The 15,605-nt window shown below is 61.2% G+C and carries 11 protein-coding genes and 1 pseudogene; 7 read left to right on the top strand and 5 right to left on the bottom strand.

Translation table 11 applies throughout. The features are described 5' to 3' along the window. The 4 genes and pseudogenes from ACQKP4_RS04570 to ACQKP4_RS04585 all read left to right on the top strand — a co-directional run. Positions 1 to 100: pseudogene (locus tag ACQKP4_RS04570) on the top strand (IS110 family transposase); the annotation flags it as partial. 356 nt (positions 101 to 456) lie between these two features. Further along, positions 457 to 3,732, top strand: a complete 3,276-nt coding sequence (locus ACQKP4_RS04575) for a DUF2126 domain-containing protein (protein WP_427630833.1) — start codon at positions 457 to 459, stop codon at positions 3,730 to 3,732. Positions 3,733 to 3,820: 88 nt separating this feature from the next. Continuing rightward, a complete protein-coding gene (locus ACQKP4_RS04580; protein ID WP_427630835.1) occupies positions 3,821 to 6,307 on the top strand; it encodes a circularly permuted type 2 ATP-grasp protein in 2,487 nt (828 codons plus the stop codon). Continuing rightward, positions 6,307 to 7,197 carry a transglutaminase family protein gene (locus ACQKP4_RS04585; protein WP_427630837.1) on the top strand — a complete coding sequence of 297 codons (891 nt, stop codon included), beginning with the start codon at positions 6,307 to 6,309 and terminating at the stop codon, positions 7,195 to 7,197. Before ACQKP4_RS04580 ends, ACQKP4_RS04585 begins: the two co-directional genes overlap by 1 nt. A 222-nt stretch (positions 7,198 to 7,419) precedes the next feature. Here the strand turns inward: ACQKP4_RS04585 and ACQKP4_RS04590 are convergent, their stop codons facing one another. Together ACQKP4_RS04590 and ACQKP4_RS04595 are read right to left on the bottom strand one after the other, a co-directional pair. Further along, positions 7,420 to 7,611, bottom strand: a complete 192-nt coding sequence (locus ACQKP4_RS04590) for a hypothetical protein (protein WP_017336270.1) — start codon at positions 7,609 to 7,611, stop codon at positions 7,420 to 7,422. Between the two features lie 68 nt (positions 7,612 to 7,679). Further along, a complete protein-coding gene (locus tag ACQKP4_RS04595; protein ID WP_427630839.1) occupies positions 7,680 to 8,267 on the bottom strand; it encodes a TIGR00730 family Rossman fold protein in 588 nt (195 codons plus the stop codon). Between the two features lie 343 nt (positions 8,268 to 8,610). Here ACQKP4_RS04595 and azu point away from each other — a divergent pair, with 343 nt between their 5' ends. Continuing rightward, the gene (gene azu / locus ACQKP4_RS04600; protein ID WP_427630841.1) at positions 8,611 to 9,057 is read left to right on the top strand and encodes an azurin; all 447 of its coding nucleotides are present in this window, start codon (positions 8,611 to 8,613) and stop codon (positions 9,055 to 9,057) included. 177 nt (positions 9,058 to 9,234) lie between these two features. Here the strand turns inward: azu and nadE are convergent, their stop codons facing one another. From nadE to ACQKP4_RS04615, 3 genes are all read right to left on the bottom strand, one after another. After that, a complete protein-coding gene (gene nadE / locus ACQKP4_RS04605) occupies positions 9,235 to 10,062 on the bottom strand; it encodes an ammonia-dependent NAD(+) synthetase (protein ID WP_427630842.1) in 828 nt (275 codons plus the stop codon). Between the two features lie 4 nt (positions 10,063 to 10,066). After that, the gene (gene pncB / locus ACQKP4_RS04610; RefSeq protein ID WP_427630844.1) at positions 10,067 to 11,302 is read right to left on the bottom strand and encodes a nicotinate phosphoribosyltransferase; all 1,236 of its coding nucleotides are present in this window, start codon (positions 11,300 to 11,302) and stop codon (positions 10,067 to 10,069) included. A gap of 227 nt (positions 11,303 to 11,529) precedes the next feature. Further along, positions 11,530 to 12,441 (bottom strand): LysR family transcriptional regulator, encoded by a 912-nt coding sequence (locus ACQKP4_RS04615; RefSeq protein ID WP_427630846.1) that lies wholly within the window; start codon positions 12,439 to 12,441, stop codon positions 11,530 to 11,532. Positions 12,442 to 12,617: 176 nt separating this feature from the next. On the opposite strand from ACQKP4_RS04615, the gene amaB reads away from it, so the two are divergent. Next, positions 12,618 to 14,108 carry an L-piperidine-6-carboxylate dehydrogenase gene (gene amaB / locus ACQKP4_RS04620; protein WP_427630848.1) on the top strand — a complete coding sequence of 497 codons (1,491 nt, stop codon included), beginning with the start codon at positions 12,618 to 12,620 and terminating at the stop codon, positions 14,106 to 14,108. Between the two features lie 123 nt (positions 14,109 to 14,231). Beyond that, complete coding sequence (amaA, locus tag ACQKP4_RS04625) at positions 14,232 to 15,515, top strand: L-pipecolate oxidase (RefSeq protein WP_427630850.1); 1,284 nt, start codon at positions 14,232 to 14,234, stop codon at positions 15,513 to 15,515. Positions 15,516 to 15,605: the final 90 nt, after the last annotated feature.

Consider the following 15,605-nt stretch of genomic DNA (forward strand, 5'->3'; position numbering starts at 1 on the left):
GGAGCGAGGCAAGAGCGCGAAAGTCGCGCTGATCGCCTGCATGCGGATACTGTTGATCCGGCTGAATGCCATGCTGCGCGACGGCACCGAATGGCGATGACGAATGGCAGGGTTAAGACAGTTGCTCCCACATTTGATCGCTGTTGTTCACAAATCATGCATCCACCACAGATCCCCTGTGGAAGCGTGCTCGCTCGCGAAGCGGCCCACTCCCACACAGGAATGCGCTTCCTTGTGGGAGCGGGCTTGCTCGCGAAGAGGCCCGTCCAGTCGCAGCAAATTCCGATGACCGCGACCTCGATCGCCACATTTGCGTGCAACTGCCCAAACCAATTTCCCTCGCCGCCCGGTTTTGGTGCTGTACTGCGTCAAGCAACCGAAGAAAGCGCCAGCGCCGTTGGATGGCATAAGTCTTGCGCGCTTTCGAATACGCTCAAGGCTCGCAGGAGGCACGCCGTGTCGATACATGTCGCATTGCACCACGTCACGCATTACCGCTACGACCGCGCTGTCGAGTTGGGGCCACAGATCGTTCGTCTGCGCCCGGCCGCTCACAGTCGCACGCGGATTTTGTCCTATGCGCTGAAAGTCTCGCCCGAGCAGCACTTCATCAACTGGCAGCAGGACCCGCAGGGTAACTACCTGGCGCGGTTGGTGTTCCCGGAAAAAACCGATGAGCTGCGGATCGAAGTCGATCTGCTGGCGGAGATGGCGGTTTTCAATCCGTTCGACTTTTTCCTTGAGCCCTACGCGGAAAAAATCCCGTTCACCTACGCCGCTGACGAGCGCAAGGAACTGGCGCCCTATCTTGAAACCTTGCCCCTGACCCCGAAATTCCAGGCCTATCTGCACGGCATCGACCGCACGCCGTTGCCGAGCGTGGATTTCCTGGTGGCGCTCAACCAGCGCCTGAGCGAGGACATCGGCTACCTGATCCGCATGGAGCCGGGCGTGCAGACGCCCGAACACACCCTCGAACATGCCTCCGGCTCCTGCCGCGACTCGGCGTGGCTGCTGGTGCAATTGCTGCGCAACCTCGGACTGGCGGCGCGGTTTGTCTCCGGCTACCTGATTCAGCTCACCGCCGACGTCAAAAGCCTCGACGGTCCCTCCGGCACTGACATCGACTTCACCGACTTGCACGCCTGGTGCGAGGTCTATTTGCCCGGTGCCGGGTGGATCGGCCTGGACGCGACCTCAGGGCTGTTTGCCGGTGAAGGACACATTCCGTTGGCGTGCAGCCCCGATCCGGGCTCTGCGGCACCGATCAGCGGCCTGGTGGAACCGTGCGAGTGCGAATTCACCCACGAGATGTCGGTGGAGCGGATCTGGGAGGCGCCGCGCGTCACCAAGCCCTACACCGAAGACCAGTGGCTGGCGATTCAGGCGCTGGGTCGGCAGATCGATGCCGATTTGCTGGAAGACGACGTGCGCCTGACCATGGGCGGCGAGCCGACGTTCGTCTCCATCGACGACCCGGACGGTGAAGAATGGAACACCGCCGCGCTCGGTCCGGACAAGCGCCGGCTGTCCGCCGAACTGTTCCAGCGCCTGCGCAAACACTACGCGCCCAAAGGCCTGGTGCATTTTGGCCAGGGCAAGTGGTACCCCGGTGAGCAACTGCCGCGCTGGTCGCTCAATTGCTACTGGCGCCGCGATGGCGTGCCGATCTGGCACAACAGCGCGTTGATCGCCGATGAGCAGGAAGACTACGGTGCCGATGGCGAGCTGGCCGGGCGTTTTCTGGCGAGTGTCGCCGAGCGCCTGAAAATTCCGACACGCTTTGTGTTCCCGGCCTACGAAGACAATTTCTATTACCTCTGGCGCGAAGGCACGTTGCCGCAGAACGTCAGCGCCGAAGATTCACGCCTGGACGAACCGCTGGAGCGTGCGCGCCTGCGTAAAGTCTTCAGCCAAGGGCTGGATAAAGTCATCGGCCAGGTGCTGCCACTGGCGCGCACCGCCAAGGGGGATCAGTGGCAGAGCGGTCGCTGGTATCTGCGTGAAGAGCATTGCCGACTGGTGCCGGGGGATTCGCCGCTCGGCTATCGCCTGCCGCTGGGTTCGCAGCCTTGGGTGAAGGCGGCGGAGTATCCGTTCATTCATCCCAACGATCCGAATCAGGACTTCCCGATACTGCCTGACACCATCGCGTTGAACAGTCCCGGCACGCCGGCCGAGGCGATTGAGCGCGAACCGAAAGTCGACGAATCCGCCGACTGGCTGACGCGCACCGCGTTTTGCGCCGAGGCGCGAGAAGGGCGGTTGTACCTGTTCATGCCACCGCTGGAGCGGGTCGAAGATTATCTGGAACTGGTCACCGCCATCGAGGCCACGGCTCAGGAGCTGCATTGCCCGGTGTTGCTGGAGGGCTACGAACCGCCGAGCGATCCGCGCCTGAACAACTTCCGGATCACCCCGGACCCCGGCGTGATCGAGGTCAACGTGCAACCGTCCGCGACGTGGGACGAGTTGGTCGAACGCACTGAGTTTCTCTACGAAGAGGCACGGCAAACCCGACTGACCACTGAAAAATTCATGATCGACGGCCGCCACACCGGCACCGGCGGCGGTAACCACTTCGTCCTGGGCGGCGCGACACCAGCGGATTCGCCGTTTCTGCGACGCCCCGATCTGCTGCGCAGCCTGATCAGTTATTGGCACAACCACCCGTCGCTGTCGTACCTGTTTTCCGGGTTGTTCATTGGCCCGACGTCCCAGGCGCCGCGTGTCGACGAGGCACGCAACGATGCGTTGTACGAACTGGAAATCGCTTTTGCGCAAATGCCCGAACCGGGCGAGGAGTGCGCGCCGTGGTTGGTGGATCGGCTACTGCGCAACCTGCTGATCGACGTCACCGGCAACACCCACCGCGCTGAATTCTGCATCGACAAACTCTATTCGCCGGACGGCGCGACCGGGCGTCTGGGGTTGCTGGAACTGCGTGCTTTTGAAATGCCACCGCATGCGCGCATGAGCCTGGCCCAGCAGTTGCTGCTGCGAGCACTGGTCGCACGGTTCTGGCGCGAACCTTATGCGCCGCCGAAACTGGCGCGCTGGGGCACCGAACTGCATGACCGGTTCCTGTTGCCGCATTTTATCGAGCAGGATTTCGCCGATGTTATCGTCGACCTCAACGCCGCCGGTTACCCGGTGCGCGCCGAGTGGTTCGCGGCGCACCTGGAGTTTCGTTTCCCCAAGGTGGGGGATTACGCAGTCAGCGGTATTGAGCTGGAAGTGCGTCAGGCGCTGGAGCCTTGGCATGTGCTGGGCGAAGAAGGTGCGGTGGGCGGCACGGTGCGTTACGTGGATTCGTCACTGGAACGTTTGCAGGTCAAGGTCACCGGCCTGCCGCCGCAGCGTTATTTGCTGACGTGCAATGGCGTGCCGGTGCCGTTGCAACCGACCGGCCGGGTCGGCGAGTTTGTCGCCGGCGTGCGTTTCCGCGCCTGGCAACCCGCCAACTGCTTGCAACCGACGATCCCGGTCCATGCGCCGTTGGTGTTCGACCTGCTCGACACCTGGATGCAGCGCTCGCTGGGCGGTTGTCAGTACCACGTCGCCCATCCGGGCGGGCGCAACTACGACAGCTTGCCAGTGAATGCCAATGAGGCCGAGAGCCGGCGTATGGCGCGTTTCTTCCGCATCGGACACAGCCCGGGGAAACTTCCGATACCGATACTGGACATTAACGACGAGCTGCCGATGACACTCGATTTGCGACGTTTCTAAGCCTTACACGACGCTCGGATTTTTCGTATATCCGGGCGTCATGAGCCTGCGTTAGTCTGACCGTTCTTTGCTGTCTGCCGAGCTTTCCATGCCTGACCTGCTTGACCGCTACCCGCTGACGGCGGGCACTTATCACGAACTGCTCGACGACAGCGGCGCCGTGCGCCCGCACTGGCGCCGGTTGTTCGACCAATTGCAACGCAGCACGCCAACGCAATTGGTGCAGCGTCAGGCGCTGCTGTCCCGGCAGATCCAGGAAAACGGCGTGACCTACAACGTCTACGCCGACCCCAAGGGCGCTGATCGGCCGTGGGAGCTGGACCTGCTGCCGCATGTGATTGCCGCCGATGAGTGGGCGCAGTTATCGGCCGGGATTGCCCAGCGCGCACGTTTGCTCAATGCCGTTCTGGCGGACTTGTATGGCCCGCAACGCCTGATTGCCGAAGGGCTGCTGCCGGCGGAACTGGTGTTTGGCCACAACAACTTCCTTTGGCCGTGCCAGGGCATTTCGCCGCCAGACGGTGCCTTTCTGCACCTGTACGCGGTGGACCTGGCGCGCACGCCCGACGGTCGCTGGTGGGTGACGGCGGACCGGACTCAGGCGCCATCCGGTGCCGGTTATGCGCTGGAAAACCGCACCATCGTGTCCCGCGCGTTCCCCGAGTTGTACCGCGATTTGAAAGTGCAACACATGGCCGGGTTTTTCCGCACGCTTCAAGAAACCCTGGCGCGTCAGGCGCCGTGCGATGACGAAGCGCCGCTGATCGTGTTGCTGACGCCGGGGCGATTCAACGAAAGCTATTTCGAGCATCTGTATCTGGCGCGCCAGCTCGGTTATCCGCTGGTGGAGGGCGGCGACCTGACCGTTCGCGATGCCACGGTGTACCTGAAAACCCTCAGCGGCTTGCGCCGGGTGCACGCGATCATGCGTCGGCTCGACGATGACTTCTGCGATCCGCTGGAGCTGCGTACCGACTCTGCGCTGGGGGTGCCGGGCCTGCTCGAAGCCGTGCGTCAGGGCCGGGTGCTGGTGGCCAATGCACTCGGCAGCGGCGTGCTGGAATCGCCGGGGTTGCTCGGCTTTTTGCCGAGGATCAACCAGTTTCTGTTTGGTGAAGAATTGATCCTGCCCTCCATCGCCACCTGGTGGTGCGGCGAGGCGCCGGTGCTGGCGCAGGCGTTGGAGAAATTGCCGGAATTGCTCATCAAACCGGCGTTCCCGTCGCAAAGCTTCGCACCGGTGTTCGGCCGGGACTTGAGTGAACAACAGCGGCAGGCGCTGGCCCGGCGCATGCAGGCGCGGCCTTACGCCTATGTGGCGCAAGAACTGGCGCAGCTGTCCCAGGCGCCGATCTGGCAGGCTGAAGACGGCCAACTCCAGCCGCGCGCCATCGGCATGCGTGTGTACGCGGTGGCCAGTCGCGACGGTTATCGGGTGTTGCCCGGTGCCCTGACCCGGGTCGCCGCCGAAGCTGATGCCGAAGTGGTGTCGATGCAACGTGGTGGCGCGAGCAAGGACACGTGGGTGCTCGGTGAACGCGCGCCCAGCGGCGAGCAATGGAAAACCCAGCGTACGATCGGCGTCCACGATCTGGTCCGGCGCGACCCGTACCTGCCATCGCGGGTGGTGGAGAATCTGTTCTGGTTCGGCCGTTACTGCGAGCGTTGCGACGACAGCGCACGGCTGCTGCGGATCATGCTCGCGCGTTATGTCGATGGCGATGATCCGCAAGCCCTGCAAGCAGCGGTCGACCTTGGCGAGCGGTTGATGTTGCTGCCCGATGAGGGCGAATTGCCGGAACGCCTGTTGGCGGCATTGCTCGGCGACGACTGGTCGTTCAGCCTGCGCTCCAACCTGCAACGTTTGCAGTGGGCGGCCTCGCAGGTGCGCGGCAAGCTGTCGCGAGAAAACTGGCAGGCACTGGTGGAGTTGCAGCGTGAAGCGATTGAGCTGGAGACCGAAGAGCCGGACTTCGGCGAGCTGCTGGATTTCCTCAACCGCCTGGTGATGTCCCTGGCGGCGCTGTCGGGTTTCGCTCTGGACGACATGACCCGGGACGAAGGCTGGCGCTTCTTGATGATCGGTCGGCGGATCGAGCGCCTGCAATTTCTCAGCAGCAGTCTGGCGGCGTTTCTGCGCGGTGCCGGCGCGTTTGATCAGGCCGGGCTGGAATGGCTGCTGGAACTGGGCAACAGCAGCATCACCTACCGTTCGCGCTACCTGGCGGTGGCGCAATTGATTCCGGTGCTGGATTTGCTGTTGCTTGATGAGCAGAACCCGCACGCGGTGCTGTTCCAATTGAAACTGGTGACCCGCACCCTGAAACGCCTCAACGACGACTTCGGCGCGCCGCGCGAAGCCGGACTGCCGCGCTTGGTCGAGCGGCTGGCGCAATTTGATCTGGGCTGCCTGGAGAATTCGTTGTTCGGCGACACCAGCGTGCGTGCCGCCATCGACGGTCTGGCCGATCTGCTGCAAGAGATCGCCGACGCCAGCGGACAAGTGTCGGATCGTCTGGCCCTGCGTCATTTCGCCCATGTGGATGATGTCAGCCAGCGCACGGTGTCCGTCTGATGAACGCCCGTTACCAGATTCTTCACGACACTCACTATCACTACGACAGCCCGGTTTCACTGGCCCAACAGCTTGCACACCTGTGGCCTCGGCCTTGCAGCTGGCAGCGTTGCACCGCTGCGCAATTGCAGATCAGCCCGGACCCGACCGCGCGCCGGGATGAACTGGATGTGTTCGGCAACCCGCTGACGCGGCTGGCTTTCGAGCGTCCGCACGATGAGTTGCTGGTCAACGCCAGCCTCACAATCGAGGTGCTGGCGCGGCCCGCGCTGGATTTCAATCAGTCGCCGGCCTGGGAAGACACCCGCCACGCGCTGACCTACAGCAGTCAGCCGCTGTCCGCCGAGATCCTGGAAGCTTGCCGTTACCGCTTCGAATCGCCTTACGTGCACTTGAAACGCAACTTTGTCGAATTCTCCGAAAGCTGCTTTCCGGCGGGTCGTCCGTTGCTGCTGGGCGTTCAGGCGTTGATGGAAAAGATTTTCAGCGAATTCACCTTCGATGCCGAAGCCACGCAAGTGGCGACGCCGCTGGTGGAAGTGCTGGAGCGGCGGCGCGGCGTGTGTCAGGACTTTGCGCACTTGATGCTGGCGTGTGTGCGCTCTCGTGGATTGGCGGCGCGTTATATCAGCGGCTACTTGCTGACGCAGCCACCACCGGGGCAGCCGCGCCTGATCGGCGCCGACGCCTCCCATGCCTGGGTGTCGGTGTACTGCCCGGCGCTGGGCTGGGTCGATTTCGATCCGACCAACAATGTGCAGCCGGCACTGGAGCACATCACCCTGGCCTGGGGCCGGGACTTTTCCGATGTTTCGCCATTGCGAGGGGTGATTCTGGGGGGCGGTAATCATGACCCTGAAGTCCGCGTCACCGTGATGCCATTGAACTGACAATGATCAAATTGTGGGAGCGGGCTTGCTCGCGAAAGCGGCGGCACATCCAATATCAATGTGACTGACAGACCGCTTTCGCGAGCAAGCCCGCTCCCACAAGGGAATGTGCAGTTGTTTCGGGATGGATTTTTCAGAGGGGACTGTGAGGGTCAGCAGCGTGACTGCTGACCCTGGACACAGATCCGGTGGGCCTGATCAGATCATCGGGCCCTGAGGGTCTCAGGCGTCGGGCGCCTGATCTTTCGGTGCTTCAACATCACTTTCTGCGGCCACTTCACCGTCTGTTTCCGGGTTCAGTGCGGCGGCTTCTTCTTCAGCTGTAGCTTTCTTGCGCTGAAGCTTTTCCTCTTTCTTCTGCTCCTTGGCCAAGTCTCTCTGACGTTTGGCGAAGGAATAATTGGGTTTAGCCATGGGCGATCCTCTGGGGTCGAAGGTGAGGTTGAGCGGCGCATATTCTGCCCTGTATCGGTGCCGAGCCGTTAGCTGGGTTTTTGCTCGGTCCATTTTGGTACGACCGAGGGTTGCCAGGCGTCCAGTGCATCGAGCAGGGTTTGCGGCGAGTCGCTCACTTGCAGCATGTCACGGTGCGGTTCGCGAACGAAGCCTTCGCCGACGATATGATCAAGAAAACCGGTCAATTTGCTGTAGAAACCGTTCACTTCCAGCAACCCGAGCGGTTTACCGTGGTAGCCGAGCTGGCCCCAGGTCCAGACTTCGAACAATTCTTCCAGCGTGCCCAGACCACCGGGCAGCGCGATAAACGCGTCGCTGAGCTCGGCCATTCGGGCCTTTCGCGCGTGCATGCCATCGACCACTTCCAGCCGGGTCAGGCCGTTGTGAGCGATTTCCTTGTCCTTGAGGCTTTGCGGGATGATCCCGATCACTTCACCGCCCGCCGCCAGTGCCGCATCGGCGACGATGCCCATCAGTCCGACGGCACCGCCGCCATACACCAGGGTCAGCTTGCGCATCGCCAAGGCTTGTCCGAGGGCGACTGCCGCTTCGCGATAAGCGGGGTGGGTGCCGGTGCTGGCACCGCAAAATACACAAACGGATGCTAAAGACATGCCTTACTCCACGGTCAGGATGGCCACAGAGTAAAGGCAGGCGCCGTGCGCTCCAAGGGCTAAACTTCGCGTTCGGGTGTTTCACAGCTGCCGCTGGCGCCACAGGCATAAGCGGCGAGCAAACTGCACAAAAGACTGTTCATGAACATGACGGACGCTCCAGATGAGTGAGAACGGCCTGATCATAGGGCCGGGCCAGACGTCTGGCTGGTAGATTGTTTCGATGGGTGTCATAGCGCGAAAGTTGTATACAATTTTTGACTCAGGTCATAGGAACTTGCGAAGTTTTCAGGCAGTCTTCTGTCCATTCGCACTTCTGTTAACCCTGCCTTGGAGATTCACCATGTTTGCCAAACTTGTTGCGGTATCCCTGCTGACACTGGCCAGCAGTCAATTGATGGCCGCGGAATGCAAGACTACTGTCGACTCCACTGACCAGATGTCCTTCAACACCAAGGCCATTGAAATCGACAAGAGCTGCAAGACCTTCACCGTCGAGTTGACCCACTCCGGCAGCCTGCCGAAAAACGTCATGGGCCATAACTGGGTGCTGAGTAAAGAGGCGGACATGCAGCCGATTGCCACTGCTGGCCTGGCCGCAGGCATCGACAAAAACTACCTGCCGGATGGCGACGCACGCATCATCGCCCACACCAAAATCATCGGTGCTGGCGAAAAAGATTCGGTGACCTTCGACGTGTCGAAGCTGGCGGCGGGTGAAAGCTACGGTTTCTTCTGCTCGTTCCCGGGCCACATCTCCATGATGAAAGGCACGGTTACCCTGAAGTAATCGATTCAAGCGCATGAAAAAAGCGTCCACTTGGGACGCTTTTTTTGTGCCTGACATTGACTGAGTCATCGTTCTTCAGCGGAGCGCCATCGCGCTCCCACATTGGTCCTGTGAACGGCACAAAACCCTGTGGGAGCGAGCTTGCTCGCGATGGCGTCAGTACAGGCGCCAACGGCGTCAAGGCGCGAACGGCATCTCGCGCTTGTGATGAGTCTTGTTGTACGTGTCACAGATAATCTTGAACGCTTCCTCGCGCACCGGTTCGCCGTGCAGGAAGGCATCAATCTCGGCATACGTCACGCCGTGGGACGCTTCGTCCGGTTTGCCCGGCGACAGGTCTTCGAGGTCGGCGGTGGGGATTTTTTCCACCAGCGACTCCGGCGCACCGAAGCTGCGAGCAATCGCCCGAACCTGGTTTTTCACCAGGCCGCTCAGCGGAGCCAGGTCGCAGGCGCCGTCACCAAACTTGGTGAAGAAACCCATGACCGCTTCCGCCGCGTGGTCGGTGCCGATCACCAAACCATGCGCGGCGCCGGCGATGGTGTACTGGGCGACCATGCGCATCCGCGCCTTGGTGTTGCCCAACACGAAATCCACCGAGACCGCGTGCTTGCCTTCGAACGCCGCCACTTCATTGGCCAGGGCTTTGACCGCCGGGCCGATGTTCACGGTGTGGCGTTCGTCCGGGGCAATGAAATCCACCGAAGCCTGAGCATCGTGTTCATCGAACTGCGTTTCGTACGGCAGGCGCACGGCGATGAACTTGTAGCCATTGTCGCCGGTGCGGGTCCGCAGTTCGCGCATGGCGCGCTGGGCCAGCAGGCCGGCGGTCAGGGAGTCGACGCCACCGCTGATGCCAAGCACCAGCGTCTTGAGGCCGGCGTTGACCAGGCAATCCTGAATGAAGGTGATGCGCCGGGCGACCTCGGCCGCAAGGGCGGAATGGTCGGCGAACGGCGGCTGGACCTTGAGCTGTTCAGCAATCTCACGCTGTACGGCTTGCATGAATTCACTCCTTGCTAGATGGGCTGGATGCGTCGGATGGGGCGGCAGGTACTTTGAAAACATGTCGCAAATAGGCGACGAAATTCGGATCTTTGCAGTGCGTCTTGCCAGGCTCATCGGAAATCTTTGCCACGGGCTGGCCGTTGCAGGCGGCCATTTTAAGCACGATGCTCATCGGTTCGACACCCGGGATATCGCAGGTCAGGTTAGTCCCGATACCGAAACTGACATTGATCCGACCGCGAAGCGCACGGAATATCTCCAGCGACTTGGGCAGCGTGAGGCTGTCGGAGAACACCAGCGTCTTGCTCATCGGGTCGATGCCGAGCTTGTGGTAATGGGCGATGGCTTTTTCCGCCCACAGCACCGGGTCACCGGAGTCGTGGCGCAAGCCGTCGAAGAGCTTGGCGAAGTACAGGTCGAAATCGTTGAGAAAGGCGTCGGTGGTAATGCAATCGGTAAGGGCGATGCCCAGCAGGCCGCGATACTCGCGAACCCAGCAATCGAGGGCGGCAATCTGGCTGTCGATCAGCCGCGGGCCGAGTTGCTGGTGCGCCATGATCCATTCGTGGGCCATGGTGCCCAAGGGTTTCATGTCCAGCTCCCGTGACAGGTGCACGTTGCTGGTGCCGACGAACCGCCCGGGGAAATCGTGCTTGAGCACGTTCACCACTTCTTCCTGCACCCGGTACGAAAAGCGCCGACGGGTGCCGAAATCGGCGACCTGCAATTCGGACAATTCCTCGCTGCTGGCGTTGGCGGTCAGCCAGTCGAACTTGCGGTAGAGCTGCTCGCGGGCCTGTTCCAGAACGACTTCGCGGTAGCGATAGCGGTTGCGTACTTCGCTGACGATGGACAATAGCGGCACTTCGAACAGGATCACGTGCAGCCACGGTCCGCGCAGCCGGATGTACAGCTCGCCGTTTTCGATGCCGGTGTGAACATAGCGCAGGTTGAAGCGAAACAACCCCAGAAAACGCAGGAAATCCGGCTTCATGAAGCTGATGCGCTCCATGAAATTCAACTGATCGGCGCTCAGGCTCAGCTCGGCAAGACGCTCGATCTGATAACGGATCTCCGCCAGGTAAGGGCGTAAGTCCTCGCTGTTACGGCAACGAAACTCCCATTCCACTTCTACGTTCGGGTAGTTGTGCAGCACCGCCTGCATCATCGTCAGTTTGTAGAAGTCGGTGTCGAGCAGGTTCTGCACGATGCGATCGGCAAACACACTCTCGCTCATAACGGGGTTCTCCAGGCGGTCGCAGCCCGTGGACGCGACGTTGCAGCAGTTTCAATGAATGGGCTAGTGGCGCATATCAGCGGTGGGGATTGCCAGCAATTTTTTAAACCAGGCAAATCCCTGTGGGAGCGGGCTTGCTCGCGAATGCGGTTTACCATTCACCATCAATATTGACTGACCCAGCGCTTTCGCGAGCAAGCCCGCTCCCACAGGTACTGCATGCGACCCTAGATGTGCGGCGCCTCCGGGCTATCAATCTGCTCCAGCATCCACTTCACAAAATCGCGGACCTTGGGCACTTCCGCCGAATGCTCCGGATACGCCAGGTAATAGGCGTCGGAGCTGGGCATCGCGTGCTGCCAGGGTATGACCAGTTTGCCGTCGGCCAATTCCTCTTCCACCAGAAACCGTGGCAACAGCGCGACGCCGCAGCCGACTTGCGCGGCGCGGATGCACATGTAAAAGGTTTCGAAGCGCGGGCCGTGATAACTGTGTTCGGTGTGGTAGCCCTGACTGTCGAACCAGTCATGCCAGGCCTGGGGGCGCGAGGCGTTCTGCAGCAGGACCAGCTCGGCGAGCTGCGTCGGATCGGTGAACGGTGTGTCCGGCAGGCTGCCCGGTGCGCACACAGGCACAAGCTCTTCGCCGAACAATTTCAGGCATTCGGTGCCGGGGCGCGAGCCTTGGCCAAAGTAGAACGCCAGGTCGCTGCGACCTTGCAGCAGATCGTCGGCCTCCTGCTCGCTGCACAGGTCCAGGTGAATCGACGGATGGCGCAGGCGCCAGCCTTTCAGGCGTGGCACCAGCCAGCGGGCTCCGAACGTCGGCGGCGTTGAAACCCGCAGGACTTCGGTCTCGCCGCCGTAGGAGCGCAGGTAATGGGTCGACATCTCGACCTGAGTGAGGATTTTTCTGACTTCCACCAGGTACAAATCACCGGCCGGGGTCATTTGCAGGCGTCGGCGCACGCGGCGGAACAGCAGGTGCTGCAACAACTCTTCGAGTTGCGCGACCTGTTTGCTGACAGCGCTTTGGGTCAGGTTCAGCTCTTCGGCGGCCCGGGTGAAGCTCAAATGCCGGGTCACGGCCTCGAAACACTGCAGCGCGGTGATCGAGGGCAAGTAGCGTTTATTCAGCATGGACGGGTCCTTTTTCTTGTTGCTTTTACTGCCAGCTATTCAAAGCATGAATAAACGGAATGATATCTCTCTTAAAGGTCGTTTGTTGGGTAACCTCGGGCGAGCTAAAACTACAGGTCTGATCAGCCGTGAATTTCCGGCTGCACGTTTTCTGTTTTTTGCTTGAGGAGTGACCCATGGTTGCCGCATTGCTTGATCGTCTTGGTGTGAACCCGGCCCTGTACCAGAACGGCAAAGTGCCGGTGCATTCGCCGATCGATGGCAGCCAGATCGCTGCCGTGAACTGGGAAGGCGCCGCTGAAGTCGAGCAGCACATCAGTCGTGCAGATCATGCGTTCGAACTGTGGCGCAAGGTCCCGGCCCCGCGCCGTGGCGAACTGGTGCGGCAACTGGGCGACATCCTGCGCGAATACAAGGCAGACCTCGGCGAACTGGTTTCGTGGGAAGCCGGCAAGATCACCCAGGAAGGCCTGGGTGAAGTTCAGGAAATGATCGACATCTGCGACTTCGCAGTCGGCCTGTCCCGCCAGTTGTACGGTTTGACCATCGCCTCCGAGCGTCCTGGCCACCACATGCGCGAAACCTGGCACCCGCTGGGCGTTGTCGGCGTGATCAGCGCGTTCAACTTCCCGGTCGCGGTCTGGGCCTGGAACACCACGCTGGCGCTGGTCTGCGGCAACCCGGTGATCTGGAAACCGTCCGAGAAAACCCCGCTGACCGCGCTGGCCTGCCAGGCATTGTTCGATCGCGTACTGAAAAACTTCAGCGACGCGCCTCCACACCTGAGCCAAGTGATCATCGGCGGCCGCGATGCCGGCGAAGCGCTGGTCGATGACCCGCGTGTCGCGCTGATCAGCGCCACCGGCAGCACCCGCATGGGCCGTGAAGTGGCGCCGAAAATCGCTGCACGTTTTGCCCGCAGCATTCTGGAACTGGGCGGCAACAACGCGATGATCCTCGGCCCAAGCGCCGACCTCGACATGGCCGTTCGCGCGATTCTGTTCAGCGCCGTCGGCACCGCCGGTCAGCGTTGCACCACCCTGCGTCGCCTGATCGCTCACGAGTCGGTGAAGGAAGAAATCGTCACCCGCCTCAAAGCCGCGTATTCCAAAGTGCGCATCGGCCATCCGCTGGAAGGCAACCTGATCGGTCCGCTGATCGACAAAAACAGCTTCGAAAACATGCAGGACGCGCTGGAGCAGGCCTTGAGCCAGGGCGGTCGGGTGTTCGGCGGCAAGCGTCAACTGGAAGACAAATTCCCGAATGCCTACTACGTCGCACCGGCCATCGTCGAGATGCCGGAGCAAAGCGAAGTGGTCTGCCACGAAACCTTCGCGCCGATTCTCTACGTGATCGGTTACAAGGACTTCGACGAAGCCCTGCGCCTGAACAACGCCGTGCCACAAGGCTTGTCCTCGTGCATCTTCACCACTGACGTGCGGGAAGCCGAGCAGTTCATGTCGGCGGTCGGCAGCGACTGCGGCATCGCCAACGTCAACATCGGCCCGAGCGGCGCAGAAATCGGCGGCGCGTTTGGCGGTGAGAAGGAAACCGGCGGTGGTCGTGAGTCGGGCTCCGACGCATGGCGCGGCTACATGCGCCGCCAGACCAACACCGTGAACTATTCGCTGGAGTTGCCATTGGCGCAGGGTATTACGTTCGACTGAGTCTCAGTCGAACAGTGATCCCCTTGCAGGAGTGAGCTTATGTGGTGGGGGGGCAAGCCCCTCACCACCTAAGGCCCCCACAATTAAATGGTGTGTTGGTTAGGTTTCAGATGGAGTCTGGCAATGCCGTTACGCGAAGAGTGTCTGTGGGAAAAACTGACGCCACAAAGGCCCGATAACGCGGCGCTGAAGGGCGAAGTAACGGTTGATGTCTGTGTCATCGGCGCTGGTTTCACCGGGCTGTCGGCGGCCGTGCATCTGCTGGAGCAAGGCAAGACGGTTTGTGTGCTGGAAGCCCATCGCGCCGGCCATGGCGGTTCCGGGCGCAACGTCGGGCTGGTCAACGCCGGCATGTGGATTCCCCCGGACGAAATCGAAGCCGGGTTCGGCGAAGCGGTCGGCAGTCAGCTCAACCGCATGCTCGGTGCGGCGCCGGCCCTGGTGTTCAGCCTTGTGGACAAGTACAACATCGATTGCCAACTGCGCCGCGAAGGCACGCTGCACATGGCGCACAACGCCCGTGGCGAAGCGGATTTGCGCAGTCGTGAAGAACAATGGAAACGGCGCGGGGCGCCGGTCGAACTGCTGACCGGGCAAGCCTGCGAGCAAGCCACCGGGACCAAAAAAATCGCTGCCGCGCTGCTCGACAAGCGTGCAGGCACGATCAACCCGATGGCGTACACCACGGGGCTGGCCAAAGCGGCCATCGGCCTCGGCGGTCAGTTGTTCGATCATTCCCCGGTGACAAGACTCGAGCGACAGGGTCAGAAGTGGTCGGTCCAGACCGCTCAGGGTTCGGTCCTGGCCGAGAAAGTCGTCATCGCCTCCAACGCCTACACCGAAGGCGACTGGACCGAATTAAGGCGCAATTTCTTCCCCGGTTATTACTATCAGGTGGCCTCGGTCCCGTTGACCGAAGACGCCGCGCAGCAAATTCTGCCCGGTGGCCAGGGTTCCTGGGATACCCGTCAGGTGCTCAGCAGCATTCGTCGTGATCAGGATGGCCGGTTACTCCTGGGCAGTCTCGGCAATGGCAATCAGAAACCGGCCTGGTTCCTGAAAGCCTGGGCCGACCGGGTTCAGCGGCATTACTTTCCGTACCTCAAATCCGTGGAATGGGAGTGCACCTGGACTGGTTGCATCGCCTTTACCCCGGACCATTTGATGCGTCTGTTCGAGCCGGCGCCCGGTTTAGTGGCAGTCACCGGTTATAACGGTCGGGGGGTGACCACCGGTACGGTCGTCGGTAAAGCCTTTGCCGATTATTTGTGTAACGGAAATCCTCAGGCGCTACCGATTCCGTTCGCGCCGATGCAGCCATTGGCGGGTGTTGGCCTGCGCAGTTGCTTGTATGAGGCCGGGTTTTCGCTGTATCACGCAGGCCAGTGCTTGCGGATCGTGATTTGATTGTTGAATTTTGTTGCTGAAAGCGGCGCTTTTCGGCATTGCGACTAGCCTGTAATGGTGCGGGTTGTAGCAGTTGCGCACCAGCAGTGT

The organism is Pseudomonas sp. NPDC086278 (assembly GCF_050280905.1).
GTDB lineage: Bacteria > Pseudomonadota > Gammaproteobacteria > Pseudomonadales > Pseudomonadaceae > Aquipseudomonas.

Excerpts from the sequence above, each read along its gene's own strand:
- ACQKP4_RS04580 (WP_427630835.1), top strand. The coding sequence starts at position 3,821 with ATGCCTGACCTGCTTGACCGCTACCCGCTGACGGCGGGCACTTATCAC.
- ACQKP4_RS04585 (WP_427630837.1), top strand. The coding sequence starts at position 6,307 with ATGAACGCCCGTTACCAGATTCTTCACGACACTCACTATCACTACGAC.
- ACQKP4_RS04590 (WP_017336270.1), bottom strand. The coding sequence starts at position 7,611 with ATGGCTAAACCCAATTATTCCTTCGCCAAACGTCAGAGAGACTTGGCC.
- ACQKP4_RS04595 (WP_427630839.1), bottom strand. The coding sequence starts at position 8,267 with ATGTCTTTAGCATCCGTTTGTGTATTTTGCGGTGCCAGCACCGGCACC.
- azu (WP_427630841.1), top strand. The coding sequence starts at position 8,611 with ATGTTTGCCAAACTTGTTGCGGTATCCCTGCTGACACTGGCCAGCAGT.
- nadE (WP_427630842.1), bottom strand. The coding sequence starts at position 10,062 with ATGCAAGCCGTACAGCGTGAGATTGCTGAACAGCTCAAGGTCCAGCCG.
- pncB (WP_427630844.1), bottom strand. The coding sequence starts at position 11,302 with ATGAGCGAGAGTGTGTTTGCCGATCGCATCGTGCAGAACCTGCTCGAC.
- ACQKP4_RS04615 (WP_427630846.1), bottom strand. The coding sequence starts at position 12,441 with ATGCTGAATAAACGCTACTTGCCCTCGATCACCGCGCTGCAGTGTTTC.
- amaB (WP_427630848.1), top strand. The coding sequence starts at position 12,618 with ATGGTTGCCGCATTGCTTGATCGTCTTGGTGTGAACCCGGCCCTGTAC.
- amaA (WP_427630850.1), top strand. The coding sequence starts at position 14,232 with ATGCCGTTACGCGAAGAGTGTCTGTGGGAAAAACTGACGCCACAAAGG.